Source organism: Vreelandella subterranea (assembly GCF_900111305.1).
Taxonomy (GTDB): domain Bacteria; phylum Pseudomonadota; class Gammaproteobacteria; order Pseudomonadales; family Halomonadaceae; genus Vreelandella; species Vreelandella subterranea.
Map to the genome: position 1 here is coordinate 33,808 of NZ_FOGS01000002.1, position 26,334 is coordinate 60,141.

Below are 26,334 nucleotides of genomic sequence, written 5' to 3' on the forward strand. Positions count from 1 at the left end.
CGATTCTCATCCATTCGAGGCAGCGGTTTGCGATACCGCTGCCGAGGCTAACGACGTTTTAGGCACACTTTGTGTGTTCAAACAGCATCAGCGTTTCCATATGTGCAGTGTGCATGAACATGTCGGCCACTGCGACGTGATTGATGCGGTAACCTGCATGCACAAGGTGTGCCGCATCACGGGCAAGCGTGGCGGGATCACAGGAAATATACATTACCCTGGCAACCGGACTGCGTGCCAGCGCTTGGCAAATGACCTCGGCCCCACTGCGTGGCGGGTCGAGCACCAGTGCCTGCAGATCCACAGCCTCGAGCAGCGAGGCGACGGTATCCGGATCGCTCAGATCCGCCTGCTGGCCCGTCACATCAAGTCGGTTTAGATGGGCATTATCCGCAAGGCGCTCGACCATGGCAGGACTGCCTTCCACGGCATGTACCTCCGCCCCGGCCGCGGCCATTGGCAGACTGAAGTTACCGATACCGGCAAACAGGTCCATCGTCCGTTGGCCGGGAGAAGGTGCCAGCCAGCGCATGGCGGTATCGACCATCTGCTGGTTCACGGCGGCGTTGACCTGTAGAAAGTCACCGGGCGCAAAATGCAGCGTCAACGCCTTTCCATCAGGTATATCGAGGGTCTCTTCCAGTACCGGCGGCGCACCATGCCAGTGCAGCGTCGGGCTCTCACGCCCCAACCAGGTACCCAAAGCGACGTGATGATGATCAGCAAACGCCTGCCAGCGCTCGGCGTCCGCCGGATTGGCTTTCAATTGACGAACCAGAACCACCCGCTGACTGTCGGTCGCCAGCAATTCGATGTGGCCCACCTGGCGCGGCGCATCCAGCGTTGCCAACAGCTCGCGCAACGGAGCGATCAGCGCTTGCAGGCCATCGACCAGGACGATACAGCGTTCGATGTCGATCAGTCTGTGAGAGTGGGCCGCTCGAAAGCCTAACAGGGCATGGCCGTCGCCATCGACTTTGACGCCCAGGCGTGCACGGCGGCGGTAGCCCTGCACATCATCGTGCAGCGATTCGACCTCGCCCAGCTCGATTCCCTGGCGAGCCATTAAATCACGCACTACTTCCCTTTTATGCTCGCGCTGCGAGGCCACGGTCATGTGCTGCAAATCGCAGCCGCCGCAATGGCTGAAATGCGGGCAAGGCGGCGAAACACGCTGCGCCGCGGAGGTCAGCCGTTGTTTGACGTGGGCTTCGTCATAGCGCTTGCGTGTCTGGTGAACCGCAACTTCGAGGTGCTCGCCGGGTAGTGCCTGGTCGATAAAGACCGTTTTGCCCTCGGCGTTGTGAGCCACCCCGCGTCCGTCATGCGCCAGGCGCTCTACCACCAGCGCGCTTGTCGCTTGCGGCGCCTGATTCGACGATTTTGCCGCGGGTTGGCGTGCCAGCCCGGAATGCCCCGACGCGGGGCGCGGCGGTCGCCGTTTTCCCAACATGGCCATCTATACCTCCGGGGCAAACAAGCCCGTGGAGAGGTAGCGATCTCCCCGGTCGCAGACGATAAACACGATCACGGCATTTTCTACCTGCTCGGCAATACGCAGCGCCCCTGCCAGGCTCCCCCCCGAGGAGACGCCCGCGAAGATCCCCTCTTCACGCGCCAGGCGCCGCATGTGCTCTTCGGCTTCATGCTGGGCAATATCCAGGGTGGTATCCACCCGCGGGGCTTCAAAGATGGCGGGCAGATATTCCTGCGGCCAGCGCCGGATCCCTGGGATGCTCGCCCCGTCGGCGGGCTGCAGGCCGACAATCTGAATCGCCGGATTCTGCTCTTTCAGATAGCGCGATACCCCCATGATGGTGCCGGTTGTCCCCATGGAGCTGACAAAATGGGTTACTTCGCCGCCCGTCTGCCGCCAGACTTCAGGGCCTGTCGTCCGATAGTGGGCCAGCGGATTGTCCGGGTTGGCGAACTGGTTGAGCGGCTTGCCCTCACCCCGAGCGATCATGCCGTCGGCAATATCCCGCGCTTCTTCCATACCGCCTTCCTTGCTTGCCGACACCAGCTCCGCGCCGAAGGCGGCCATGGCCTGCCTGCGTTCCTCGGAGGCGCTCTCGGGCATTATCAGCACCATGCGATAGCCCTTGATGGCAGCAGCCATCGCCAGGGCAATCCCGGTATTGCCCGATGTGGCTTCGATCAGGGTGTCGCCGGGGGTGATATCACCGCGTGCTTCTGCCTCACTGAGCATCGACAACGCGGGCCGGTCTTTCACCGACCCCGCCGGGTTGTTACCTTCCAGTTTCGCCAGGAGGGTATTGTTGCGCCCCGCGCTGATGCGCTTCAGACGCACCAACGGCGTGTTGCCAACCACCTCTTCTAACGTGGGATAATCCATCGCATCAATTCCTTATCGTGATCGTTACCTACATTATATCGGTGCTAACGTACACTGGACAGGTAACCCTCTTGAATCAGCAGGCTGCTTTCATGTCTTTGAACACGCGACTTCTTTTTGCGCTGCTTGGCCTTCCGCTCGTGGTCTATGCCTGCATGGCGATACTGCTCGTCATCCAAAACGACCAAAAAGCCCACGCGCTGCTGGAGGAGCGCATTGTAAGCGCCAGCCACTCCCTGGCCCCTCGCATGGCGGAGGCACTGCTAGAGACAGATATTGATCAGCTGGACACCCATGTTGGCACTTTCCTGGCGCAGCAGAGCGTCAGCTCAGTCACCATCTTCGATAACCAGAACAACCGTCTGCTGGTGCGCGGACGCACCAACTCAGCATCATCGCTCTCGTCATATCCCAATACCACACAGCTGGTCACCACTGATGATGGATGGCGCTTGCAAGTTCCCCTGGAAGCGCCGACAACCGGTAACGAATCTCCCACACGAGCGGGGTGGCTCGAGGCCACGATAGACACCTACTCACTAAACCTTGCCCGCTATCAGATGATTGCCAGTTTAAGCCTGGGAGGCATGCTGCTCGGGCTCTGCCTGTTCTTGATTGCCTTTGCGATCAGCCGCTATGTCACGCGGCCGATCGAAGAGGCAAATCATGCACTTTATCGCCTGTCGCGGGGGGATTATGAGCAAACGGCGATGTCACATAACGCCGTCGAACTGAACCAGTTGGCCCAACAGATCAATGCGCTGGCCCATCACCTCCAAAGCGCCAAACATGACATGCAAGCGCAAATCGAACAGGCGACCAGCGAACTCCAGGAATCCATGGAGACCATCGAAGAGCAGAATATCAAGCTCGACCTGGCCCACCGTAGCGCGGTGCGTGCCAATACGGTGAAGTCCGAGTTTCTCGCCAACATGAGTCACGAGATCCGTACGCCGCTGAACGGAATCATCGGATTCTGTCGACTGCTGGGCCGTTCGTCCCTGGATGACCGCCAGCGCGATTGGTTGCAGCACGTGCACAGGGCCTGCGATAACCTGCTCATGCTGGTCAACGATGTCCTCGACTTTTCCAAGCTGGAAGCCAACCGGCTAACCCTGGAAGAAGCCGACATCGACATCGTGACCCTGGTTGATGAGGTGCTCGGCCTGCATGCTCCCGAGGCTCAACGTAAACACCTCCACCTGGTGGCCATGGTGTACGACGATGTCCCCACACCACTCAGCGGCGACCCGCTCAGGCTCCACCAGGTGCTCAACAACCTGCTCAGCAATGCCCTCAAGTTTACCCAGCAGGGCGATGTGGTCGTCAGGGTCATGCTGGAGCACTACGCGGGTAAGCATGTCGTGCTGAATATCAGCGTCAGCGATACAGGCATTGGCCTGAGCGAAGAGCACCAGCAACAGCTGTTCAGTGCCTTTTCCCAGGCCGAACCCAGCCACCCCCGGCAGTTTGGCGGCAGCGGGCTCGGCTTGACCATCTGTCGTCAGCTCATTCACCGCATGGGGGGCGAGATCAGCGTCGAGAGCGAACTCAATAAAGGCTCGACGTTCTCTTTCACCCTGCCCCTCCAGGCCACCCACGCCGGCGAACGCAGCCCAGAGCTGCACCTTGACGGCCCGATCGTCGGCGTTCACGAACCCCACACCACCACCAGGAATGTACTGGATCACCTGCTGGAACGCTGGGGCGCAATGCCGGTTGCGCTGTCCGGGAACGCTGCCTGCGATTTGCTGCTCATCAGTCTTGACCAGGATGATCTACAGCCCAAGGCACTCAGCCACTGGCAGGGCATCATCCGTGCCGCCGAGTGCCCCGCACTGGTGCTGGTAAACGGATCAAGCTTTGAACTGCCTAAACTCGATTTTCCGTTCAAAGGCGAGCTGCTTTGCAAGCCATTTACCCGCTCGCAACTGGCTGCCTCGCTGACGCACCTATTGGTACCGGTCAGCGAAACCCGCGCCCTCCAAAGTGCGCCTCTTCCGGCGTTACCTGCTGCCAATGAGGGGTATCGATTATTGGTCGTCGACGACAATACCTCCAACCGGCAACTGCTGAGTGCATTATTGGAGGGGCCCGACAGGCACATTACCATGGCGGCAAGTGGCCATGAAGCGATCGAGATGGGTCGGGAGCAGACGTTCGACATGGTACTCATGGATATCCGCATGCCGGAGATGGATGGCGTGCAAGCCACCCGGACGCTGCGACGCATCAGCAATGCCTGGAGTCGCTGTCCGATCATTGCGGTGACCGCGCACGCGTTGAACAGTGAACGTCAACGCTGGCTGGCCGAAGGGCTGGACGACGTGATTGTCAAGCCGATCGACGAGCATGACTTGAACCAGTTGCTCAACCGGTTCCTGGGCATTGACACGCCGGATTCAGCGCCCCAGCCAACTAAAAAACCGCCCAGCGAAACATCCACATCCGCCACCTTACCGGTGATCGACCTGACGCTGGGTGCGCGCCTGGCCGGGGGCAAGGATGACATTGCACGGGCCCAGATCAAGCGCCTGATCGACAGCCTGCCCGCCACACGGCAAGCCATGGAGGCTGCCTATCAGCAGCGCAACATCGAGGCGCTGCTGGACAGCGTCCACGACCTGAACGGCGCCAGCCGCTACTGCGGGACCCCCGAGTTGGCACTGATTGTCGAGACCCTGGAGACACGGCTGCGCACCAGCGGGCTGGACCACGCGGAAAGCCTCATCAACGACCTTTACCGGGCCATGGACAAACTCATTGCCCAGCGGGGCACGCTTGGCTAGGACGACCTAGCTTTCCAAGACCACTTAGCTTTCCAAGATCACTTAGCTTTGCAGGACCACTTAGCTTTCCAGGACCACAAAAGCAATGGCATAGGCATCTTCATCGCTTAACGTGATGTGCAAGGCGTTCACCCCGGCGACTGACGCTTTCTCGGCAGCCGTCCCCTGGAGGTCGAAGTAGGGTTTGCCCAGCGCATCGTTGAACACCTGGATATCGCGCCACTGAAGCCCATGCCGCAACCCCAGGCCCAGCGCCTTGACAAAGGCCTCTTTGGCCGCAAACCGCTTGGCCAGAAAGGCGACCGGATGGGCTTTCTGCTGCCACACGGCGTGCTCTTCAGGGCCCAGGATACGCAGCGCGAAACGCGGTCCGTGACGCTCCAAGGCCCGCTCAAAACGCTCGATCCGGGCGATATCGGAGCCAATACCGACGATCACGGATCAGTGCCCACAGCAGCCATCATGCCCATGACCGTGCTGCTCCTCGTGTTCATGATCATGGGCATCCAGCGCCGCCATCAGACCGGCTTCCTGACCCGCGATAATCAACCGCTTCATGTCGGCAACGGCATCTTTCAGGCCTACAAACAGCGCACGTGCGATAATCGCGTGACCGATATTCAACTCGTTGATACCCGGCAACGCCGCGATGGCTTCCACATTGTGGTAATGCAACCCATGACCGGCATTGACCACAAGCCCAAGCGATACCGCATGCGTGGCGGCAGCGGTTAACCGCTGGTACTCGGCCGTGGCTGTCTCGCTGCCGGGGTGCGCCTCGGCATACGCTCCGGTGTGCAACTCAATGACCGGTGCGCCCGCCCGCTGCGCTGCGTCGATCTGGTCCGCGTCAGGATCGATAAATAACGACACTTCGCAACCGGCTGCCGCCAGTCGCTGGCAGGCACTGGCCACGGCGTCGAAGCCTCCCACCACGTCGAGACCGCCTTCCGTGGTCAATTCTTCGCGCTTCTCGGGGACCAGGCATACATGGGCCGGACGAATGTCCTCGGCCAGCGTCAGCATCTCTTCCGTGACCGCCATCTCCAGGTTCATGCGCGTATTGAGCACCTCGGCCAGCAGCTTCACGTCGCGCAGTTGGATATGGCGCCGATCTTCGCGCAGGTGCACGGTAATGCCGTCGGCGCCCGACTCTTCGGCTAACAGCGCGGCCTGAACGGGATCCGGATAGCGGGTGCCGCGTGCCTGACGCAGCGTGGCAATATGATCGATGTTGACGCCTAACAGTATCCGGGGGGGATGCATAAATGGCCTCCAGTTTTATAAAGGATGATTACCTAACGTTGGCGACGCTGGGCAAGATCGCGCATCAATTCCCGGGAGCGTAATGCAGTGGTCCCCAGATGCGGCGCCAGCGCGGCGCGCATGACGGCCTTCAACGCGTTGGCAAGCGTCGGTTCCTGCCAGTCATGTTGATCAATATAGCGTAGGGTGCGACCGTCCAGCCCTTTGGCGGCCGGGATGAACGCCCGGCTGGCGGCATCGAATCGGTACTGGGCCTGAGGGTCGAGCGCGCCACCGTCAGGGGTGCAGAAGCGTGGCGTGGCGTCCAGGACCTCCAGCAGTGACCATTCGTAACGGCGCAGCGCCAGCGCACGGGCGGCAGGCATCGGCAGCGCCTCCAGCAAGGCGGTGTAAAAGGCAAAGACATTGCCTGCGGGCAGTTCCAGCGGCAGCAGGCGAGTCGCAATCTCGTTGGCGTAAAACCCGCACAGCAGGCCCTCCCCAGCCAGCAGCGCTGTTGCTCCCCGCGACTCCATCAGGTGCAGCCGCTTGAGCTCACGTTCGCCCCGCCAGGTCACATGAAGGGGGGTAAAAGGCTGGAGCCGCTGACGCGATTTTGACGTGGGTCGCTGACCGCCCTGGGCGACCGCTCGGATGCGGCCATGGTGGAGTGTCAACAGATCCACCAGCGCACTGGTTTCGCGGTATGGCCTTCGGTGCAGCAGGAAGGCCGGCTCCGCCGACATTGCCATGCTCAATCGAGATCGTAGCCCAGGCTCTTAAGCGCGCGTTCATCGTCTGACCAGCCGCGCTTTACCTTGACCCACAGGTTCAGCATGACTTTGGTTCCCAGCGCACGCTCCATGTCCAGGCGCGCCTCACGACCAATGCTCTTGATGCGCTCGCCGTTTTCACCAATCAAAATGACTTTCTGCCCCTGACGTTCCACCAGAATCAGCGCACTGATATGGGTCACGCGTTCGGTTTCGCGAAATTCTTCAATTTCCACGGTCATCTGATAGGGCAACTCGTCACCCAACTGGCGCATGACTTTTTCCCGCACCAGCTCAGCCGCCATGAACCGCAGGCTACGGTCGGTAATCTGGTCTTCGGGGAAATAGTGAATGCTTTCAGGAAGATATTTGGCAACCTCTTCTTCGAGGGTATCCACCTGGGTGCCGTGCTTGGCGGAAATGGGCACAATGGCGGCAAATTCCCGGCGCGCGCCAACCTCGGCAAGCCAAGGCAGCAGGTCACCTTTGTCGTTGAGTCGATCCACCTTGTTGACCGCGAGAATGATAGGCGCCTTGACGTGTTCAAGGCGTTTAAGCACCGCCTGGTCTTCATCGGTCCAGCGGGTGCGGTCAATAATGAACACCACGCAGTCAACGTCCCGTAGGGCCTGGGTCGCCGCCTGGTTCATGAACCGGTTGATGGCTTTATTGCGATCCTTGGACATGATATGCATGCCCGGCGTATCGACGTAGATAAACTGGGCGTCGCCTTCCGTCTTGATCCCCATCACCTGGTGGCGTGTGGTCTGCGGCCGCCGGGAGGTAATCGAAATTTTCTGCCCCAGAATACGGTTCATCAAGGTGGATTTGCCGACGTTGGGGCGGCCGACAATCGCAACGAATCCACAGGACTGGCTCATGCATTGTCTCCAGGACGTTTTTCAAGGTGGGCAAGCGCTTCTTCAGCGGCTTGCTGTTCTGCGTGGCGACGGCTGGGGCCTTTGCCTGTCGTGTGCTCGCTCAGCAGATCAATGTAACATTCCACAGTGAACATCTGGGCATGAGCCTCCCCCTTGACGCTAACCACTTCGTAGCGGGGTAGCGCCGCCTGTCGCGACTGAAGGAATTCCTGCAGCCGTGTTTTGGGGTCTTTCTGGGTGTCCTGCAGCGAGATACCCGCCAGCCGTTCGGCGTACCACGACAGGACCCGCTCGCGAACGGCATCCATGCCTGCATCCAAATAGATGGCACCGATCACCGCTTCTACCGCATCCGCCAGGATCGATTCCCGGCGATGCCCGCCGCTTTTCATTTCGCCTGAACCTAACCGCAAGCACTCGCCAAACGTCATTTCCCTGGCCAGTTCAGCCAGCGTCTGCCCTTTGACCAGGCGCGCCCTCAGGCGCGATAGCTGACCTTCACGGGCCTGGGGAAAGCGCTCATAGAGCGCTTCCGCAATCACGAAATTGACGATGGAATCGCCCAGAAATTCCAGGCGCTCATTATTGCGACCGCCATAACTGCGGTGGGTCATGGCCAGCTCTATCAGTGTAAGATCACCGAAGGTATGACCAATGCGTCGGCAAAAAGCGGTTAACGAAGTACTCACGGGGCCCCTACGTCATTGACGTTGACTAAAAATAAATGGTTATACATGACGATTGGTTTCATTACTCGATGCGGCGTACGTCGGTAAAGCTCGGCAGCCCGCCATCCCAGTGCATCCAGACGGCGAAGGCGCGCCCGACAATATTGTCTTCAGGCACAAACCCCCAGTAACGGCTGTCATTGGAGTGGTCGCGGTTGTCGCCCATGGTGAAATAGTGACCTTCGGGCACCTCCACCTCACGCATCTGCGGCCCGGGATCACGGGGGTTGTTATAGATATAATGCTCAACGTCACCTAGACGCTCTTCAAATAGCGGCTGCTGGCTGGCGCTCTCTTCCATCAGTTCCTTGGGAACCGGTTCGCCATTGATGAACAGCTGCTTGTCTTCATAGCGAATCCGGTCACCAGGCAGGCCTACCACGCGCTTGATGAAGTTGACCGAAGGCTCTTCAGGGAAGCGAAACACCATGACATCGCCCCGCTCAGGGTCATCGACTTCAAGGAACCGCGTGTTGACGACCGGTAGACGCAGGCCATAAGCGAACTTGTTGACCAGAATGAAGTCGCCCACTTCAAGCGTCGGACGCATCGACCCGGAAGGAATTTGAAACGGCTCAACGACAAAGCTGCGCACCACCAGCACGACCAGCAATACCGGGAAGAATGAGCGCGAATAATCGACCGGCCATGGCTCTTTAAGCAGCTTTTCACGGGTGGCCGGGTCCAGCCCTTCCTGGGTGCTGGCGTCGGCGCGCTCGACACGCTCCTGACGCCTGGGACGCAGCCAGACCACATCCAGCAAATAGATAACGCCAGAAAGCGCAACGGCAAGTACCAGCAGTAATGCAAAATCCATGGGTGGACGTCTTCCTTAGTCGTTAACCTTGAGTACAGCAAGGAAGGCTTCCTGGGGGATCTCCACCCGACCGACCTGCTTCATGCGTTTCTTACCCGCTTTCTGTTTTTCCAGCAGCTTTTTCTTACGGCTGACATCACCGCCGTAACATTTTGCCGTCACGTTTTTGCGCAGTGCTTTGACAGTAGAGCGCGCCACCACCTGCCCCCCGATAGCGGCCTGAATCGCCACGTCATACATTTGCCGGGGAATCAGCTCTTTCATTTTTTCCACCAGCAGTCGACCACGCGAGTGGGCGTGATCGCGGTGAATAATCACCGCGAGGGCGTCCACTTTATCACCGTTAATCAGCACGTCCAGGCGAGCCAGATGGGCCATTTCAAAACGCTCAAAATTATATTCAAGCGACGCGTAACCACGTGAAATAGACTTCAACCGATCAAAAAAGTCCATCACGACTTCAGACATCGGTAATTCGTAGGTCAATTGGATCTGGTTGCCGAGAAACTGCATGTCCAGCTGGGTGCCGCGGCGCAGTTCACACTCGGAAATCACATTCCCGACAAATTCCTGGGGTACCAGAATGCTTGCCCGCACAACGGGTTCGCGCATCTGCTCGACGTCGGCCATGTCGGGCAGCTTGGAGGGGTTCGATACGTAAAGGAGATCGCCATTTTTCATGGACAGCTCGTAGACCACCGTGGGGGCGGTGGTCAGCAGGTCCAGATCGTATTCACGTTCCAGGCGCTCCTGGATGATCTCCATGTGGAGGGTGCCAAGAAACCCCACCCGGAAACCGAAACCGAGCGCGTCTGAATTTTCCGGTTCGTATTCGAGCGACGCATCGTTGAGTGCCAGCTTTTCCAACGCATCGCGAAAATCTTCATAGTCATCGGAATTGACGGTGAATATACCGGCATACACCTGCGGCTTGACCTTTTTAAAGCCTGGCAGCCTGGGCACATCCGGTGTTTTGGTATGCGTGATGGTATCACCCACAGGAGCACCGTGAATGTCTTTGATACCCGCTACGATAAAGCCCACTTCACCAGCACGCAGAATATCGGTCTGCTTGCGCAGCGGCGTAAAAATGCCCACTTCAGTGGTATTCCAATCCCTGTTTGTGGAATTGATGCGGATCTTGTCGCCTTTGCGCAGCGTGCCGTCAAAAAGCCGAACCAAGGACACAACCCCAAGGTAGTTATCGAACCACGAGTCGATAATCAGCGCCTGCAAGGGGGCGTCAGGGTCGCCTTTGGGGGGCGGTATATCGCGTACCAGACGTTCTAACAGCTCATCGATGCCAAGCCCGCTTTTAGCGGACACCTGACAGGCATCGGTCGCATCGATGCCGATGATCTCCTCGACTTCCTGAGCCACCCGATCGGGGTCGGCCTGGGGCAAGTCGATTTTATTCAGCACCGGCAAGACTTCCAGCCCCTGTTCAACGGCGGTGTAGCAGTTGGCAACCGATTGGGCTTCCACCCCCTGAGCGGCATCGACAACCAGCAGCGCGCCCTCGCAGGCGTAAAGCGAGCGAGACACTTCATAAGAAAAGTCGACGTGGCCGGGCGTATCGATAAAGTTGAGCTGGTAGACCTGCCCGTCGGACGCGGTGTAGTCCAGGGTGACCGACTGAGCCTTGATGGTAATGCCACGCTCGCGTTCGATATCCATCGAGTCAAGCACTTGTTCTTTCAATTCGCGCTCGGTTAATCCACCACAGGTTTGAATCAACCGGTCTGATAGGGTGGATTTGCCGTGATCAATGTGCGCGATGATCGAGAAGTTTCTGATGTGCTTGATTTTGCTAACTGTTTCTTGGGTCATTGGCCGTTTTTATCCGGTATATGTACGCAACCATGTACGGTTAACAATCTTGCTGTGGTATACGCAGTAGAAATTTGACGCCATTGTACCGTTACGACGGTCCCGGTGCTATGTGCAAAAGAAAGAGCAAAAAAAACGACAGCCCGCTTAGTGAAAACGGACTGCCGTTATAGAGAGGTTAATCAGTTACTCAAAGCGCAGCGCCACGAAGAGCGAGCGTCCATCACGATAGAGGCGTAGCGGAATCGCTCGGTCGGTGGGCAACTCCTCGACAATGCGACGCAGCTCTTCAGGCGACGTCAAACTGCGATGGTCCAGGCTCACCAGCACATCACCCACACGTAGACCGGCGCGGGCTGCCACGCTACCGGGCGCTACTTCACGGACGATGACGCCGCCTTGCAGGTTAAGTTGCTCACGGGTTTCCTGGTCAATTTCGGCCACCGAAACACCCAGGCGTACCTGACTATCGTTGGACGACGATGGTACAGCCGCTTGTTCAGCATTGGGCCAGCTACCCAGCTCGACCGACTCGCTGCGCTCTTCTCCATCGCGCATCAGCAACAGATCCACTTCATTGCCCGGCGCGACACGGCCAATCAGACGCGGCAGGCTGCTCGAGCGGTCCACGGTTTCGCCGTTGACTTCGAGAATCACATCGCCTGCCTGAAGCCCGCCTTTAGCCGCTGGCCCTTCGGGGTCAAGGTCAGCGATGAGCGCGCCCTCGGCCTCTTCCATGCCAAATGATTCGGCCAGGTCACGGGATACGGGCTGTATCATCACCCCCAACCAGCCACGGTTGACGTACCCATCTTCGCGAAGCTGGTCGGCCACATCCATCGCGACGTTGATCGGGATGGCGAAGGAAACGCCCATGAACCCGCCGCTACGCGTGAATATCTGCGAGTTGATACCGATGACTTCGCCATCGAGATTGAACAGCGGGCCACCGGAATTACCGGGGTTGATCGCCACATCGGTTTGAATGAACGGCACGTAGGCATCCCGCGGAAGCGTGCGGTTGATCGCGCTGATAATGCCGGCGGTCACCGAATGGTCGAACCCGAAAGGCGAGCCTATCGCCGCCACCCACTCACCAACGCGAAGCGCGTCGGAATCGCCGAGCTGTAACGTGGGCAAACCGCTTGCTTCCACCTTCAAAAGCGCCACATCGGTTTGCGGGTCACTACCGATAAGCTCGGCGGTCAGCTCACGGCGGTCGTTCAAACGCACCAGAATTTCATCGGCATCCTGCACCACGTGAGCATTGGTCATCACGTAGCCGTCTTCACTGATAATGAAGCCAGAGCCCAGTGATTGGCGCTCTTCTGTGCGCCCCCGACCGCTACCTGGAGGTGACGGGAAACGATCACCGAAATTATCGCCAAAGAAGTGACGAAATATCTCGGGTATCTCTTGGCCGCCAAAATTGTCAAAGGAAGGCCCGCCGCGTTGCACCGTGCGGCTGGTGGAAATATTGACCACACCGGGCGCGGCGTCTTCAACGAGACCGGTAAAGTCGGGCAGATCCCGGGCATGGGCGCTTTGCCCCAAAGCGAACAATAAGACAAAGCAGACCCACAACGTCGAGGAAACCATTAAGCGCTTCATGCAAGAACTCCTACTTAAAAACACTACCATGCCAAGTTGATACAGCTCGCAGCGAGCCATCCATCACGGTGCGTCGATCAATTGCGGGCGGAAAAACTCTGCTCGCTGACCTAACACATATTTAAGGCCGACCATGCCACACATCAAGACACCAAAAAAAAGCCCTGGGGCAAGCCAGGTCGAATCACTTACCACACTCCCGATGGCGGCGACCACCAACCCCATCAAAAGCGGCAACCCATAGATCAACCCCGTCAACTGTGTTATCGAGGCTTTTTGCATTGCCACCGTTACCTCGCTGTCCACGGGGGGCAAGGGCTCTCCGCGGGAAGATGGCGGCAGGTCTATTTCCAACTGCCACGCGCGGGGACGCGAGAGAAGCCCCGCCCCACAGCCTTGGCCCTTCGCACATTGAGTGCAGCCAGCCGATGCTCTCACTTCGACGACAATTCCCTTGTCGTGGTAGCCCACCACGCGTGCCTGGCGCTCAATAAATGTCTTGCTCGCTGATATCGGCATCACTGCCCTCTCCATACACCTCGCCACACAGTCATCGCCCAAGGAGCGCTCGCCAGAACCGTATCCATAAAAAATGGACGTTGAAATAGAGAGAGGCTCTTTTCAACGTCCATTTATCACTTTCCATGTTCGCCGCTCGGCTTGCTGATCAGCGTTGGCCCAAGGGCTCTGTCACACCGGCGGACCGCATCAATGTCGATCCTTGATCGGCTTGATGACCCGTTGCACTTTGGGTTTGCTGCTCAAGGTAAGACTGCAGCATGCGTAGCTGCTCGATGTCGATGTTAGTCCCCTGCTGGGCCGACACGCTTTGCTGAGAACCAGGACCGGCAAAGCCGCCTTCACTGACATTCATCAGCCCGCTACCCGAGGCTTGAGCATTCATGCGGAAAGGGGTCTGCTCGAACATGGGCATCTCGTTTTGCCCAGCTTGCCCAGCGCCCGCCGCCTGACCACCGGAGACCGCCGGTGTCGTGGCAAGATTGACCGGCTGGACCTGGTTAGAAGCAGGCGCAGAGCTGGATGCCACCCCTTCGTTACCGCTCTGATCGACGGTGACGCCACTGTTGCCGAAGAACTGAACGCCGGTAATCACCATCAGCGAAACCGCCGCTGCCACGCCAGCGCCACGCGCGAAGGAAACGCTTCCAGCACTGCGAGTGGCCGTCGAGTCGTCTTTCGACGTGGGTGCGGGTTCATCCTGCAGGCGCGCCATAACACCAGCGGAAAGGTCAACGCTCATGTCCACGTCCCGTTCGCGCCGCATCATGCTACGCGCCAGATGGTAGCGTCGCCAGGTATCAGCGGCATCATCATCGTTCGGTAGTGCCTTCAACACTCGGCGCAATTCAAGCTCATCACTTTCGCCATCCATTAATGCCGAAAGTGACTCCCGTGTGTTTTGACTCATACTTCACACCCTCACACTGTTGAGAAGAAGCGCTGATGCCATCGTAATAGGTTGCTTTTACGCTGATTCACCGGCTGCTTCACTGTCGCTTCCCATTGGGAATGTAATGGCTTTGACGATGATGGCACCAAACAGTTCACGGTGATCAGTCATTTTTCGCCATTAGCGTTTAATCTACCCACATTGACCATTAATCATCGCGGCTGTTCCGTGCCGTGGACACCAGTGGGCGAATATGTTCGTCAACGGCTTCGCGAGCACGAAAAATGCGCGAACGCACCGTCCCTACCGGGCACTGCATCACCTGGGCGATATCTTCGTAGGCCAGCCCGTCGAGCTCACGCAGCGTAATCGCGGTGCGCAAATCATCCGGCAGCTTTTCGATCGCCTCGTAAACCGCAGCTTCGAGCTGGTCACGGGCAATCGATGCTTCAGGCGACTCGGCATCCGCCAGGCGGCCGCTTTGGTCGACGATTTCGGCGTCGGATATATCCAGATCGCTACCGGGTGGGCGCCGCCCACGGGACACCAGGTGATTTTTGGCCGTGTTGATCGCGATGCGATACATCCAGGTGTAAAAGGCGCTTTCCGAGCGAAACTTTCCCAGCGCCCGATAGGCCTTGATAAAGGCTTCTTGAGCAACGTCGTGAACTTCGGCATGGTCATGGACATAGCGCCCAATCAGGCCAATAATTTTATGCTGGTATTTCTTGACCAGCAGATCAAATGCGCGTGTATCGCCTTTTTGGGCACGTTCAACGAGCTGTTGGTCTGTTTCATGAGTGCCCATTCACACGCTCCCCCCACCCGGACGGTGACCGCCGAGCGTAACTCTTCCTTTAAACCCGATACACTGGGTGTTGACAGCAAGCAACATAACGTTCCTTGGGCATTGGTTAATCATTCGAATGACATGAATTGGCACTGTAACGTGATCGCCTTTTGATAGCTAAGTGTTACGCGTTCTGCACGGCGCATCAAGCGTTTACCCCTTGAACAAAACCCAGCGGCTGACTTCAATTTACCTCGCCAAGTTCCGCAACAATTGATTTTTACTGCGCTGACAAGCGATAGTAGGCGCCATTAATCGATCATCACGCACGCACAGGTAGCACAATGTCAGATCAGCAGGTCAACAATCTTAACGTCCTTGCCCAGGACGTACTTACCACCCCGGAAACCCTCAAGCAGGATGTGCCGCTTACCGATGCTGCCGAGCGCACCGTGATAGAGGGTCGTCATACCATCCAGCGCATTCTGGACGGCAGCGATCCGCGCTTGCTGATGGTAGTGGGCCCTTGCTCCATTCACGATGTCGATGCCGCCCTCGATTATGCCAAGCGCCTGCGCAAACTGGCGGATGAGGTCAGCGACAGCCTGTATATCGTGATGCGGGTGTATTTTGAAAAGCCCCGCACTACCGTCGGCTGGAAAGGCCTGATCAACGACCCGCACATCAACGACTCGTTCGAAATCGACGAAGGCCTGCATATCGCCCGCAAGCTGCTGGTCGACCTTGCCGAGGTCGGCTTGCCGCTGGCCACCGAAGCCCTGGACCCGATCTCCCCCCAGTATCTTCAGGACTGCATCAGCTGGTCCGCTATCGGCGCGCGTACCACCGAGTCGCAAACCCACCGCGAGATGGCCTCTGGCCTGTCTTCACCGGTCGGCTTCAAGAACGGTACCGACGGCAGCCTGGACGTGGCGATCAATGCGCTGCAATCCGTCGCCAGCCCGCACAACTTTCTGGGCATCAACCAGTCGGGACAAGTCGCCATCATACGTACCCGCGGGAACGGCTATGGTCACGTGGTACTGCGCGGCGGCAACGGCAAGCCCAACTACGATAGCGTGAGCGTGGCCCTGGCCGAGAAAGAGCTGAAAAAAGCCAACCTTTCCGCCAATATCATGATCGACTGCTCCCACGCCAACTCGAACAAGGACCCGGCACTTCAGCCCCTGGTCCTTGAAAACGTGACCAACCAGATATTGGATGGCAATACGTCCATCATCGGCCTGATGGTGGAATCCAATATTGGCTGGGGCAATCAGAAGGTCCCTGCCGATCTAAAAGACCTGCAATACGGCGTTTCGATTACCGATGCCTGCATCGATTGGCAAACTACCGTCGATGCCTTTACCCAGATGAACGACAAACTGGCACCGGTTCTGGCCAAGCGCCGCCCGTCGTAACCCTGTCTGTCGCCCACCGCGTTGAACGCGGTGGGCGTCATGTCATGAGGCGATTTCACGCCTGAAAGGGGGTAGCGCATCCAGTAGCGCCTGACCGTAGCGTCGCGTGATGACGCGCTTATCCAACAGCGTGATCGTGCCTTTGTCGCTTTCCTTGCGGATCAGACGGCCGCAGGCCTGCACCAGCTTGATCGAGGCATCCGGCACGCTGATGCGCATGAACGGGTTGCCGCCCTGGCTTTCGATCCACTCGGCAAGCGTCGCCCCCACGGGATCATCCGGCACCGCAAAGGGTAACCGTGTGATGACCACATGGGTCAGGTAATCACCGGGTAGATCGATGCCCTCGGCAAAACTGGCCAGTCCGAAAATAATACTGCCCTTACCGCTATCCACCGCCGCGCGATGACGCTCAATCAGCTCCCGCTTGGGCAATGCATCCTGAGCCAGCACGCGCTCTCTGACGGGCTCACTCAGCGCCTTCTCGACCCCGCGCAGCTGCGCCCTTGATGAAAACAGTACCAGCGCCGCTTCGCGGTCCGCCAGTTGGGTCACAAAGTCGACGATCGCCTTTTCGTGGGCGTCACGGTCACTGGGGTCCGTCGCTTCCTTGGGCACGCTCAGCACGGCATTGGCGTAATCAAACGGGCTGGGCAGCGCCTGGTAGCGGTAGCGATTGGCAAGCCCTGCCCGCTCCTGAAGCCGTTCGAAGCGACCCAGCGCCGTCAGTGTTGCCGAGGTGACCACGGCGCCATGGCAGCGCCCCCAAAGGTGCTTGGCCAATGTGTGTGCGGCGGATACCGGGCTTGCCGAAAACTCGATTTCCGGCTCGCCAGCCACCCGACTCAGCGTGATCCAGCGCGCGCTGGGCGGCGCATTGGCCGCGTCACGGTCGCTGAACGCTTGCCACAGTGAGTGGGCATCCAGCGCCCGTCCGTGGAGCAGCGCCACCAGCGGCAGCCAGGTTTCCGCCTGCTCGCGGTCAAGGCCGGTCTGCTTGTCTGGATCGAGGCTTTCACGCAGCACATCGCTGATGCTCTCAAGACTGCGCGACAAGGTGGCAAACAGGGTTAACAGCTGCTCGGCCTGCTCGCGCAGGGCATCAGGAATCTGCCCCTTTTCAAACCGCGACTGATGGGTGGTTTCTTCATCAGCCAGGCCATTGGCGCGACCCGCCAACTGATGGCCCATACTGAACACATCGCCCAACGCGGGTTCCAGGGTATGAATAAGCTCGGGCAAACCGGCAAGCAATCGGGCGATGGTTGGCTGGACAGCCAGCCCCTGGTTCAAATCCGTCAAGCTGCTCTTGAGGGTTTTCAACCAGCGCAGGCAACCATTGATGGCAAAGCGGTGGGCAAAATGCGACAGCGCCTTGTCGGGCAGGTGATGGCCTTCATCGAATACGAAAATACAGTCGGCGGGGTCCGGCAGGATGGCCCCGCCGCCCAACGCCAGATCCGCCAGCACCAGGTCGTGGTTGGCCACGATGACATCGGCGTTTTCCAGCTCCCGGCGGGAGCGGAAAAACGCACAGGCACCAAAATGGCCGCAGCGGCGTCCGGTACACTGGCGGTGATCGACGGTCAGTCGACGCCAGTGGGCATCATCGATCGCATGGGGCCAGTTATCCCGATCGCCCTCCCATTCACCCTGCCCGTAGGCCTCGGCCATATCGCTGGCAATCACGCCAAGGTCACTGCTCTGCGACTGCAGTGACTGCTCGAACAGCGAAAGCGTGGGATTTGGCTCAGCCCCTTCCAGCGCCTGGTCCAGCCGCGCAACGCAGACATAGCGCCCTCGCCCCTTGGCCAACGCATAGCGAAACGCCAAACCACTGTGATTCGCCAGGGACGGCAGGTCGTGATTGAGCACCTGTTCCTGAAGCGCCACGGTGGCGGTCGAAATGATCAACCGCTTGCCGCGAGCCTTGGCGATGGGCAGCGCGGCTACCAGGTAGGCCAGGGTTTTGCCCGTACCAGTCCCCGCCTCCAGCACACAAACGTGGTTGTCGCTTGTGCGCTTGCCCTCGTCGTCACACTCGATGCCCCCCAGCGTGCGGGCGATTTCAGCGATCATCAGCCGCTGCCCGTAGCGCGGGGTCAACTCGAGGTTTTCCACCACGCGACGGTAGGCGTCCTGAATCTCGCTTTTAAGGGCAGTATCGAGCATGCGGCTTAAAGCATACCTTCCGGCGGATGTTCGCAGGGCAGCTTGTCGTTGATATAGCGCTCGATCTCAGGCAGAGAAAAAGCATCCTCTTCGCCGACAAAGCTGATTGAGACGCCTTTTGCGCCTGCCCGACCGGTCCGCCCGATACGGTGAACGTAATCTTCCGGGTCTTCCGGCAGCGTGTAGTTGATCACGTGACTGACGTCTTCGATATGAATGCCACGCCCTGCGACATCGGTGGCCACCAGCACCTGGATCTCGCCTTCGCGGAAGCTTTCCAGGGTCTTGATACGCTGGTTCTGCGGCACATCGCCTGACAGCATGGCGGCACTGATACCGGCTTTCTTGAGCAGACTGTCGAGCTGGCGTACCAGGTCACGGCGATTGCCGAACACCATCACCCGCTCGAAGCTTTCCTGCTCCAGCAGCTTGACCAACAAACGCTGCTTGTCATCGTCAGAGACCATGTAGACCCGCTGGTCGATATCGGCCTGATTCTCGACGGTCACTTCGATCTCAACGTGGGCCGGATTGAGCGTCCATTGGCTGGCCAGGTTGAGAATATCGTCGGTGAAGGTGGCCGAGAACAGAAAGGTCTGGCGCTCTTCTTTCTTGGGCGTGTAGCGGATGATTCGCTTCACATCGGGAATAAAGCCCATCGATAGCATGCGATCGGCCTCATCCAGCACCAGCACTTCCACCTCGGAAAGGTCGATATCGCGCTTCTCGTGAAAATCGAGCAGGCGGCCGGGTGTGGCGACAAGCAGGTCGATCTTTTTACCCAGGCTATCGCGCTGCTTCTGATAATCCATGCCGCCCACGACGCTTGCCACGTTCAGCTTGGTAAAGCGGGCAAGGGCCTTGGCGTCCTTCTCGATCTGCAGTGCCAGCTCACGGGTAGGCGCGATAATCAGCGCACGCGGCGCGCCGGGCTTCTGCCCATCCGGGGCTGGCTCTTCGAGAAAATAAGCCAGCGCCGAGATCAGGAAGGCAGCGGTTTTTCCGGTTCCGGTCTGTGCCTTGCCGACAATATCGCCGCCCAGCAGCGTATGACGCAGTGCCTCGGCCTGAATGGGCGTGCAGTACTCAAACCCTTGAGCATGAATCGCACGCATTAACGGCAGCGGCAGATCGAAGTCATGAAAGCGCCATTTGCCGGCCACGGCAGGCACCTGAAACTGGCGAAGATCCCAATTCGACTGACGACGACGCGGCTTCCGACGACGACGTTTAGGCTTACGGTTCTGGGCCGATGCTGTGGTCTGTTCCGACTCGCTCATAGGCTATCTATCTGTCCATTGCTGTGGATATTAGGCATCTTGACGCGCGCATTGTAACAGGGCTTGGCGATAAGAGCGCGCCCTGCTGTCGAAGGAGGTGACTAGACTGCTAGAATAGGCCCATTAACGAACCAAGGAGCGCGATATGACGCGTAAGAAAAAGACCCGTTCGCTGGCGGATAAAGTCACCATCAAAACCGGTCGGCGTAAAGATTATAAAAAGTGGCGTCATGATAACCCTGATCAGGTGACATCATCACGCCGTTTTGTGGCAAAAAAACAGCAGCAACGCAAACTTCAGGCCTTGCGCAAGCTGGCGCGCCAACAGAGCGGGCAGGATATCGCCATTCACCCCGACAAGGATACGGATAACCCGCCGGGAGATCGTTCGTGATGCGCCTTGTTTCTTTCAATATCAACGGCATTCGCGCGCGACTTCATCAACTGCAGGCTTTGATCGAGTCGCAAAAGCCTGATGTGATCGGCCTTCAAGAAACCAAGGTGCAGGATAGCGAGTTCCCCCTCGCCGATGTAGAGGCCATGGGCTATCACGTTTACTACTACGGCCAAAAAGGCCACTACGGCGTTGCGCTGCTGTGCCGTCACAAGCCTGAGGCGGTCTTTTACGGCTTCCCCGACGATGACGAAGACGCCCAGCGGCGCATGATCGGCGTCAAACTCCTCGCCGACGATGGTCAGCCCGTCACCGTGTGGAACGGCTATTTCCCCCAGGGGGAAAATATCAACCACCCCACCAAGTTCCCGTACAAGACCCGCTTTTACCAGCAGCTGGCGCGCCTGCTTGACGAGCAGCACCAACCCGACGAGCGCGTTGCGGTCATGGGGGACTTTAACATTTCACCCGAGGACCAGGATATCGGCATCGGCGAAGCCAACCGCAAACGCTGGCTCCGCGAAGGCAAAACCAGCTTCCAGCCCATTGAGCGTGAATGGCTGGAAGGTATCAAGGCGTGGGGATTGAGCGACAGCTACCGGCTTTGCCACCCCACCGATGCCGAGTGGTTCAGCTGGTTCGATTACCGCTCAAAAGGCTTTGACCGCGAACCCAAACGCGGGCTGCGCATCGACTATATTCTGGTTACCCAGCCGCTGGCCGAGTGTATCAGCGCCGCGGGAATCGACTATGTACTGCGCGGCATGCAGCGGCCCTCTGATCACGCCCCCACCTGGAGCGACTTCTCGCTCAGCCTGACGTCGGCGGAATAACCCACGCGGTCTGCTTTATAGTGAATGGCGCGGTGACTGCTCGAGCGTCGCCAGCCATTCAGCCGCCTGGGCATCGCCCAGCGACTGGGCACGGGACAGCGCCTTCTCGGCACGCTCATCCTGCCCCCAGACAAAAGCGAGTTGTCCATATTGTCGCCAGTCACTGCCTTCTTTGCTGAGGGTCGCTAATGCCTGCCAGGCATCAAGGGCCCGACTCTTGTCGCGGGCCTGATGCCAGGCGTTCGCCAACAGGCGCAGCGTGGTTTCATCCCGCACGATGTCGCCCGCTTCAAGCCATCGTTCAAGAAACTCGGCGGCTCTGGCGGGCGTCCCCCCCGCCATGTGCAGGTTTATCAATTGCCAGCGGTCCTCGTCCTCATCCAGCCTTCCCAGTCGCCAGGCGGTGTCCCAGAGCGCCGCGGCGATACCCGGCTGACCGGCCCGCTGAGCGAGCCCGGCGGCTTGGCGCCAGTGAGTCGCATCACTGCCTTCATCAAGCCCGCCCAGCAAGACGTCAAGCGCCTGATCGGTTTGCTGGGTGCGCTGGTAGATCACCAGCGCCAATCTGCGCTGGGTAGCATCAGGCTCAGCGGTTTGGCTCAGGCTGCGTTCAAGCCAATCCGCCGCTTCCTGCCAACGCTGGGCGTCGGCGAGCCAGCGGGTCAGCTTCCAGATGTCAGCGGCAGGGGCTGCGGTGCCCTGGGACTCGAGCCACTCGGCAAGCAAGGTGCTGGCCTGCGTCGTCTGCCCCGCCGTGCGGCGCAACGATGCCTCTTCGCGCAGCCAGCGGGCCGCCTGGGCTTGCTCACCTGCAGCCAGTTCGCGCGCTTGCGCCAAGCGATTTGCGGCATCACCCGGCTGGCCCTGGCGCGCCAGGGCGTTAGCGGCCAACTGCTGATACAGCGCGCTGGCCCAGCGGTCAGCCGCATTCCCCGTTTGCAGACGGGTGGCTTGCTGGGTGGCCTGGGTGACCACGCTTGCGTATTGCGCGTCGCGTAATTGCGTCTGCAAGCGGTTCAGGTCGTCAATGATATCGCCGGGAAGCGCCGGGCTGGCGTGGGCAAGCGATGCCCACAAACCGATTAAACAGATGCACCCCCATACACGCATGGTCATACCTCAATAAAGTCGTTAACGCAGTTGAAACTCGATCCGCTGGGTCGCGTTGCGCAACCGATCACTAGGCTCGAACTGCCACTGCGCAATCGCGTCGCGGGCCGCATCGTCAAATACCCGGCGTGGCTGGGCATCCGTAATGCGAATCGAAGAACCATCAACGCTGCCGTCACGACGTATGGTAAACGATACCTCAACAAAGCCCTCCATGCCGCGACGCTGGGCGCGAGCAGGGTACGTCGGATTGACCCGACTGGTCGGAGCGGCCTGGCCGACATTGACCGGTTCATCCGACACTTCCTGCGGCGCTTCTGGCGCTGCCTCGCGCTCGGCGTCGGAAGGCTCGGCTTCACTTGGCTGCGCAACCGGGTCGGGCTGCGGCGTTGGCTCAGGCGTCGGTTCCGGTTCTGGCTGCGGCTCGGGTTCCGGCTCGGGCGTCGCCTCGGTCAATTCCGGCAACTCACTTTCCATCTCCACCGGCTCTTCGGGCGGCTCGGGGAGATCAATCTCCGGCAAGGCAATGGTGCTGTCGGCCACCGGGGGCGGCTCGGGTGTCGGCATCGGCTGTGGCGGAGGCGTGGGTGCCTGTTCAGCCTGCGGGGGTGGTGCCTCTTCTTGCGGGGCGACTTCGGGGGCTTCCACCATGTTCATCGAGACCGTCTGCTCAGGTGGTTCCACCTGGTCGTCCGGCGGCGCGACCAGCAGCGCCAACAGCCAAAACAGCCCAATCGCCAGTATCCCACCACTCACCATGGATAATGCCTGGCGTATCATTGGCCGCTCCGGCTGGCCGCCACCGCGACCTGATCCACACCGGCCTGGTCAAGACGGTCCATCACTTCAATCAGCAGCCCGGTGGTCGACTCGCGATCCGCCTGGATGACCACCGAGCCATCCTCGCTGAGCATGCCGGCAACTTCTTCGCCTACCCGGTGGGCGTCGATCGCGCGGCCATCCACCCATACCGCCCCTTCGGGCGAGAGCGCGACCAATACCTGGGCATCGGGCCTGGGACTGGCGTCACTCGACTCCGGGCGGTTGATCTCAATCCCGCTTTCCTTGATAAAGCTGGTGGTCACGATAAAGAAAATCAGCATGATGAACACCACGTCCAGCATCGGCGTGAGGTTCACCTCGGTGTTTTCGTCAGCGCTTCCCATCGAACGTCGTCTACGCATCATTTTCCTCCACTGCCCGCGCCATCCGGTCGTGCAACCGCTGATCCTCGCGTCGAATAATGTGTTCCAGACGACTGATAAACAAAAGCCCGACCACGGCGATCGCCATGCCGGTCAGCGTCGGCAGCGTTGCCCGTGCCACGCCATCGGCCATTGCCCGGGCCTGATGGGTATCACTCAGCGACAGACTGTCGAAGACGCCGATCATGCCGGTCACGGTACCCAGCAGGCCAAACAGCGGACATAACGCCACCAACAGCTTTAGCCAGGGCAGCGGACGGCGCAGACGGACCACGAGGTCCTCCGTCCAGACGTTGCGCAGCGTGCGCGCGCTCCAGCTGTGATGGTCATCTCGCCTGGCCCAGCGATTGACAAGCTGGCGGCGTGCTCGCCGCCAGGTCATGCGATAGAACCAGAAGCGTTCAATGGCCATGCCAAATACCAGCAGCGCCACCACGGCCAGCACGACCAGCACCACGCCGCCCGCATTCATCAGCCGCTCGACGGGCTCAAGCCAAAGGGGAACGGTCAACATATCAGCTCACCGACGCGTCTTGGGAAGGCTGCTGGGCTTCCAGATGGTCGGCCAGCGCGGCACTTGCCTGCCCTTCAATAACATGAGTGAGGTGGCGACTGCGGCTTGACAGGGCCGTCTGCGCAAACAGCAGCGGTACAGCGGTAATCAGGCCAAGAACGGTCGTCACCAGCGCCTGGCTGATACCACCCGCCATTAGCTGCGGGTCGCCGGTGCCAAACACCGTGATCGCCTGGAAGGTCACGATCATGCCGGTGACCGTCCCCAACAGCCCCAGCAGGGGCGCGATGGCCGCCAGCAGTTTGACAATCGGCTGCCCGCGTTCCAGACGGGGCAGCTCGGCGAGCACCGCCTCATCCAGGCGTGCTTCCAATGCTTCCGGCGTCTGATGCTTGTCCATGCCTTCAAAGCGCAGCAGGACGCGCCCAAGGGGATTATGACCCTTGAGCTGGTCGGGGCTTTTCAGCTGACGATTCACTCGCTGACTGGTAACCAGCAGATACAGGTATTGCAGCAAGGCAACCAACAAGCCAATGCCCCCCAGAGCAACGACCACATAGCCGACGTATCCGCCCTGATGGAAACGCTCCATCAGGGTGGGACGCTGCGCCAGGGCATCGAGCACGCTACCTCGGGTTGGATCCATCACCATCACGCGCGTCTCGCCCTGGTGATAAGCGGCCAGATAATCGGCTATTTCCGCTGGTGTCCGGGGCAGCACCGTCAAATGCCCTTCCTCGTCCTGGCGCAGTAAATCGGTGTTGGTAAATGCGGCGAAATCCCCCAGCCGCACGACGTTCTGAAGAGAAATTTCGCCACTGGCATCGGCCACCGGGCGTTCAAGCCACTCTGCATTGCCGGTGTTCCGCGTCAGCGTCGCCAGCCTGTCGACCACGTTTTCCAGCACTTCCCGCTCGAGCACGTTGACGTCACTCAGCCTTGGCGGCAACACGTTTTCATTCAAGGTCAGCCAGCTATCTTCACCCAGTGCGTTACGCACCTCGTTACTATGCTGGTTGAGGGCATCCAGCAGATTGCTTAGCGCTTCGCCCTGCTCTGACTGAAGCGCCGCCAGGCGCTCCGCCTCGATCGACTGCGCGGCATCCTGTGCCTGCAAGGCATCGTGACGCGTCTGGGCAGTTTGCTGGCGATCCCGCGCCTGCTCCAGTGCCTCTTCAAGCGCCGCCTGGTCGTCCAGCAGCTCGATCAGGCGCTGCTGGTCACGAATTTCAGCGGCTTCGCGGGCCTCACGCAGCGTGGTTATCTCCTGCGATTGCGCGTTCGCCAACGGGCTCAAGCTTGTCAGCCCCATCAGCAGCGCTACCATCACATAACGATGGCATTTTTTGAGATCGCGCATCATGGCTGCTCTCCCTGGTCGGCCGATACGGTAATGGATAGCGGCAGCGTCAGGATATCCGGCGCCCGCTGATCTTCCGCCATCCGCAGCCCGTCACGCACCGCCTGAACGTGCGCGGAATTCAGTGACTGCCATTCGCCGTCCTCGGCATTCCAAACGCCGCCCTGGCGCCCATCGGGCGTCAGGTAGTAGAAGCCGATACGCCCGATGCGCAGGAAGTCCACTTCCAACCGCTGATCATCGGCCAAGCTCAAACGCCCCCGCCAGGTATCCATTTCTCGGCCGTAATCCAGCTCCGTGCGCCAGATATCCAGCATGCTTTCAATCTGCTCGGCGGGCTCCGCGCCCTCGTCGTTTTGCAAGGTTTCGATCCGGGCCAGCCGCTGCTCTTTAAGAAACGGCAGATCGCGTTCGATCCATTGGGTAAGCTGAGCTTGCATGCTCTGCTCGATGTCCGGCAGCGCGGCGCGGGTGTCGGCCAGGGTGTCCAGCGCGGCGGTCAGTCGCGCCTGCCGCTCGGCTTCCTCGGCCAAACGGCCCGTCAGCGAAGCATTTTGCGATTCAAGCTGGCGCGTATCGCGCTCAAGCTCGCGCAGCTCTTGAAGCGCCGCCCGAGTCTGTTCATCGGCGCTATCTATCTGCTCTTGAAGTTCGGCTTGAAGCTGCTGGGCATCAATACCTTGACTGGCCTGCTCGAGCGTCTCGTCACTTGCCATTAGCGAACCGCTGGCCAGCATGCACGCCAACCAGCAGCTCCGCAGGGCAAAGAAAGGCTTGTTCAGCACATCGACTCTCCGTCACTGATCACTGGCAG

Annotated in this window: 25 protein-coding genes; 4 read left to right on the plus strand and 21 right to left on the minus strand. The window is 59.5% G+C overall.

The features are described from left to right. Window positions 1-58 precede the first annotated feature (58 nt). Window positions 59-1,459 carry a TRAM domain-containing protein gene (locus BMX75_RS03005; protein WP_092825160.1) on the minus strand — a complete coding sequence of 467 codons (1,401 nt, stop codon included), beginning with the start codon at window positions 1,457-1,459 and terminating at the stop codon, window positions 59-61. Next, window positions 1,460-2,356, minus strand: coding sequence for a cysteine synthase CysM (cysM, locus tag BMX75_RS03010; protein WP_066320041.1), 897 nt, complete (start codon window positions 2,354-2,356; stop codon window positions 1,460-1,462). A 92-nt stretch (window positions 2,357-2,448) separates the two neighbouring features. Here cysM and BMX75_RS03015 point away from each other — a divergent pair, with 92 nt between their 5' ends. Then, window positions 2,449-5,145, plus strand: a complete 2,697-nt coding sequence (locus BMX75_RS03015) for an ATP-binding protein (RefSeq protein WP_092825162.1) — start codon at window positions 2,449-2,451, stop codon at window positions 5,143-5,145. A gap of 60 nt (window positions 5,146-5,205) precedes the next feature. Here the strand turns inward: BMX75_RS03015 and acpS are convergent, their stop codons facing one another. From acpS to rpoE, 11 genes are all read right to left on the minus strand, one after another. Then, window positions 5,206-5,583 (minus strand): holo-ACP synthase, encoded by a 378-nt coding sequence (gene acpS, locus BMX75_RS03020; RefSeq protein WP_092825164.1) that lies wholly within the window; start codon window positions 5,581-5,583, stop codon window positions 5,206-5,208. Between the two features lie 3 nt (window positions 5,584-5,586). After that, on the minus strand, window positions 5,587-6,411 hold the full coding sequence (gene pdxJ, locus BMX75_RS03025) for a pyridoxine 5'-phosphate synthase (protein ID WP_092825166.1): 825 nt from the start codon (window positions 6,409-6,411) through the stop codon (window positions 5,587-5,589). A gap of 32 nt (window positions 6,412-6,443) precedes the next feature. Continuing rightward, window positions 6,444-7,136: a DNA repair protein RecO gene (gene recO / locus BMX75_RS03030; RefSeq protein ID WP_092825168.1), complete on the minus strand. Its 693-nt coding sequence runs from the start codon at window positions 7,134-7,136 to the stop codon at window positions 6,444-6,446. Between the two features lie 8 nt (window positions 7,137-7,144). Next, window positions 7,145-8,044 (minus strand): GTPase Era, encoded by a 900-nt coding sequence (era, locus tag BMX75_RS03035; RefSeq protein WP_092825170.1) that lies wholly within the window; start codon window positions 8,042-8,044, stop codon window positions 7,145-7,147. Continuing rightward, on the minus strand, window positions 8,041-8,733 hold the full coding sequence (gene rnc / locus BMX75_RS03040; protein WP_092825172.1) for a ribonuclease III: 693 nt from the start codon (window positions 8,731-8,733) through the stop codon (window positions 8,041-8,043). The genes era and rnc overlap by 4 nt, the downstream gene beginning before the upstream one ends. A gap of 61 nt (window positions 8,734-8,794) precedes the next feature. Then, entirely contained in the window at window positions 8,795-9,589 is a 795-nt protein-coding gene (gene lepB / locus BMX75_RS03045) for a signal peptidase I (RefSeq protein WP_092825174.1), read from the minus strand. A 15-nt stretch (window positions 9,590-9,604) separates the two neighbouring features. Beyond that, window positions 9,605-11,419 carry a translation elongation factor 4 gene (gene lepA, locus BMX75_RS03050; RefSeq protein WP_066320015.1) on the minus strand — a complete coding sequence of 605 codons (1,815 nt, stop codon included), beginning with the start codon at window positions 11,417-11,419 and terminating at the stop codon, window positions 9,605-9,607. 186 nt (window positions 11,420-11,605) lie between these two features. Continuing rightward, complete coding sequence (locus BMX75_RS03055; RefSeq protein ID WP_092825176.1) at window positions 11,606-13,030, minus strand: DegQ family serine endoprotease; 1,425 nt, start codon at window positions 13,028-13,030, stop codon at window positions 11,606-11,608. A gap of 63 nt (window positions 13,031-13,093) precedes the next feature. Next, window positions 13,094-13,549: a SoxR reducing system RseC family protein gene (locus BMX75_RS03060; protein WP_175474686.1), complete on the minus strand. Its 456-nt coding sequence runs from the start codon at window positions 13,547-13,549 to the stop codon at window positions 13,094-13,096. 148 nt (window positions 13,550-13,697) lie between these two features. Further along, a complete protein-coding gene (locus tag BMX75_RS03065; protein ID WP_092825180.1) occupies window positions 13,698-14,459 on the minus strand; it encodes a sigma-E factor negative regulatory protein in 762 nt (253 codons plus the stop codon). A gap of 190 nt (window positions 14,460-14,649) precedes the next feature. After that, the gene (rpoE, locus tag BMX75_RS03070; protein WP_066320008.1) at window positions 14,650-15,249 is read right to left on the minus strand and encodes an RNA polymerase sigma factor RpoE; all 600 of its coding nucleotides are present in this window, start codon (window positions 15,247-15,249) and stop codon (window positions 14,650-14,652) included. Window positions 15,250-15,575: 326 nt separating this feature from the next. Between rpoE and BMX75_RS03075 the strand changes: the two genes are divergently transcribed. Next, window positions 15,576-16,652, plus strand: a complete 1,077-nt coding sequence (locus BMX75_RS03075; protein ID WP_092825182.1) for a 3-deoxy-7-phosphoheptulonate synthase — start codon at window positions 15,576-15,578, stop codon at window positions 16,650-16,652. Between the two features lie 42 nt (window positions 16,653-16,694). Here the strand turns inward: BMX75_RS03075 and dinG are convergent, their stop codons facing one another. Both dinG and rhlB read right to left on the minus strand, forming a co-directional pair. Further along, window positions 16,695-18,824 (minus strand): ATP-dependent DNA helicase DinG, encoded by a 2,130-nt coding sequence (gene dinG, locus BMX75_RS03080; protein WP_092825184.1) that lies wholly within the window; start codon window positions 18,822-18,824, stop codon window positions 16,695-16,697. Between the two features lie 5 nt (window positions 18,825-18,829). Further along, a complete protein-coding gene (rhlB, locus tag BMX75_RS03085) occupies window positions 18,830-20,104 on the minus strand; it encodes an ATP-dependent RNA helicase RhlB (RefSeq protein ID WP_092825186.1) in 1,275 nt (424 codons plus the stop codon). Window positions 20,105-20,249: 145 nt separating this feature from the next. Between rhlB and BMX75_RS03090 the strand changes: the two genes are divergently transcribed. Next, complete coding sequence (locus tag BMX75_RS03090) at window positions 20,250-20,498, plus strand: hypothetical protein (protein ID WP_092825188.1); 249 nt, start codon at window positions 20,250-20,252, stop codon at window positions 20,496-20,498. Continuing rightward, window positions 20,498-21,331, plus strand: coding sequence for an exodeoxyribonuclease III (xthA, locus tag BMX75_RS03095; protein ID WP_092825190.1), 834 nt, complete (start codon window positions 20,498-20,500; stop codon window positions 21,329-21,331). Before BMX75_RS03090 ends, xthA begins: the two co-directional genes overlap by 1 nt. 15 nt (window positions 21,332-21,346) lie before the next feature. On the opposite strand, the gene BMX75_RS03100 is transcribed toward xthA, so the two are convergent. The 6 genes from BMX75_RS03100 to BMX75_RS03125 are packed head-to-tail and all read right to left on the minus strand — an operon-like array spanning window position 21,347 to window position 26,305. Beyond that, on the minus strand, window positions 21,347-22,447 hold the full coding sequence (locus tag BMX75_RS03100) for a tetratricopeptide repeat protein (RefSeq protein ID WP_340148038.1): 1,101 nt from the start codon (window positions 22,445-22,447) through the stop codon (window positions 21,347-21,349). A gap of 15 nt (window positions 22,448-22,462) precedes the next feature. Continuing rightward, window positions 22,463-23,221 carry an energy transducer TonB gene (locus BMX75_RS03105; RefSeq protein WP_092825194.1) on the minus strand — a complete coding sequence of 253 codons (759 nt, stop codon included), beginning with the start codon at window positions 23,219-23,221 and terminating at the stop codon, window positions 22,463-22,465. Continuing rightward, window positions 23,218-23,625, minus strand: a complete 408-nt coding sequence (locus tag BMX75_RS03110) for an ExbD/TolR family protein (RefSeq protein WP_092825196.1) — start codon at window positions 23,623-23,625, stop codon at window positions 23,218-23,220. The genes BMX75_RS03105 and BMX75_RS03110 overlap by 4 nt, the downstream gene beginning before the upstream one ends. Further along, window positions 23,618-24,160: a MotA/TolQ/ExbB proton channel family protein gene (locus tag BMX75_RS03115; RefSeq protein WP_092825198.1), complete on the minus strand. Its 543-nt coding sequence runs from the start codon at window positions 24,158-24,160 to the stop codon at window positions 23,618-23,620. Before BMX75_RS03115 ends, BMX75_RS03110 begins: the two co-directional genes overlap by 8 nt. Window position 24,161: 1 nt before the next feature. Continuing rightward, the gene (locus BMX75_RS03120; protein ID WP_092825200.1) at window positions 24,162-25,523 is read right to left on the minus strand and encodes a MotA/TolQ/ExbB proton channel family protein; all 1,362 of its coding nucleotides are present in this window, start codon (window positions 25,521-25,523) and stop codon (window positions 24,162-24,164) included. Then, window positions 25,520-26,305 carry a DUF3450 domain-containing protein gene (locus BMX75_RS03125; protein ID WP_092825202.1) on the minus strand — a complete coding sequence of 262 codons (786 nt, stop codon included), beginning with the start codon at window positions 26,303-26,305 and terminating at the stop codon, window positions 25,520-25,522. The genes BMX75_RS03120 and BMX75_RS03125 overlap by 4 nt, the downstream gene beginning before the upstream one ends. Window positions 26,306-26,334 lie beyond the last annotated feature (29 nt).

Excerpts from the sequence above, each read along its gene's own strand:
- BMX75_RS03105 (WP_092825194.1), bottom strand. The coding sequence starts at position 23,221 with ATGATACGCCAGGCATTATCCATGGTGAGTGGTGGGATACTGGCGATT.
- BMX75_RS03015 (WP_092825162.1), top strand. The coding sequence starts at position 2,449 with ATGTCTTTGAACACGCGACTTCTTTTTGCGCTGCTTGGCCTTCCGCTC.
- BMX75_RS03120 (WP_092825200.1), bottom strand. The coding sequence starts at position 25,523 with ATGATGCGCGATCTCAAAAAATGCCATCGTTATGTGATGGTAGCGCTG.
- BMX75_RS03110 (WP_092825196.1), bottom strand. The coding sequence starts at position 23,625 with ATGCGTAGACGACGTTCGATGGGAAGCGCTGACGAAAACACCGAGGTG.
- BMX75_RS03060 (WP_175474686.1), bottom strand. The coding sequence starts at position 13,549 with ATGCCGATATCAGCGAGCAAGACATTTATTGAGCGCCAGGCACGCGTG.
- BMX75_RS03100 (WP_340148038.1), bottom strand. The coding sequence starts at position 22,447 with ATGACCATGCGTGTATGGGGGTGCATCTGTTTAATCGGTTTGTGGGCA.
- lepB (WP_092825174.1), bottom strand. The coding sequence starts at position 9,589 with ATGGATTTTGCATTACTGCTGGTACTTGCCGTTGCGCTTTCTGGCGTT.
- BMX75_RS03090 (WP_092825188.1), top strand. The coding sequence starts at position 20,250 with ATGACGCGTAAGAAAAAGACCCGTTCGCTGGCGGATAAAGTCACCATC.
- rhlB (WP_092825186.1), bottom strand. The coding sequence starts at position 20,104 with ATGAGCGAGTCGGAACAGACCACAGCATCGGCCCAGAACCGTAAGCCT.
- BMX75_RS03065 (WP_092825180.1), bottom strand. The coding sequence starts at position 14,459 with ATGAGTCAAAACACACGGGAGTCACTTTCGGCATTAATGGATGGCGAA.
- rpoE (WP_066320008.1), bottom strand. The coding sequence starts at position 15,249 with ATGGGCACTCATGAAACAGACCAACAGCTCGTTGAACGTGCCCAAAAA.
- BMX75_RS03055 (WP_092825176.1), bottom strand. The coding sequence starts at position 13,030 with ATGAAGCGCTTAATGGTTTCCTCGACGTTGTGGGTCTGCTTTGTCTTA.
- BMX75_RS03115 (WP_092825198.1), bottom strand. The coding sequence starts at position 24,160 with ATGTTGACCGTTCCCCTTTGGCTTGAGCCCGTCGAGCGGCTGATGAAT.
- xthA (WP_092825190.1), top strand. The coding sequence starts at position 20,498 with ATGCGCCTTGTTTCTTTCAATATCAACGGCATTCGCGCGCGACTTCAT.
- BMX75_RS03005 (WP_092825160.1), bottom strand. The coding sequence starts at position 1,459 with ATGGCCATGTTGGGAAAACGGCGACCGCCGCGCCCCGCGTCGGGGCAT.
- recO (WP_092825168.1), bottom strand. The coding sequence starts at position 7,136 with ATGTCGGCGGAGCCGGCCTTCCTGCTGCACCGAAGGCCATACCGCGAA.
- lepA (WP_066320015.1), bottom strand. The coding sequence starts at position 11,419 with ATGACCCAAGAAACAGTTAGCAAAATCAAGCACATCAGAAACTTCTCG.
- BMX75_RS03075 (WP_092825182.1), top strand. The coding sequence starts at position 15,576 with ATGTCAGATCAGCAGGTCAACAATCTTAACGTCCTTGCCCAGGACGTA.
- dinG (WP_092825184.1), bottom strand. The coding sequence starts at position 18,824 with ATGCTCGATACTGCCCTTAAAAGCGAGATTCAGGACGCCTACCGTCGC.
- pdxJ (WP_092825166.1), bottom strand. The coding sequence starts at position 6,411 with ATGCATCCCCCCCGGATACTGTTAGGCGTCAACATCGATCATATTGCC.
- era (WP_092825170.1), bottom strand. The coding sequence starts at position 8,044 with ATGAGCCAGTCCTGTGGATTCGTTGCGATTGTCGGCCGCCCCAACGTC.
- cysM (WP_066320041.1), bottom strand. The coding sequence starts at position 2,356 with ATGGATTATCCCACGTTAGAAGAGGTGGTTGGCAACACGCCGTTGGTG.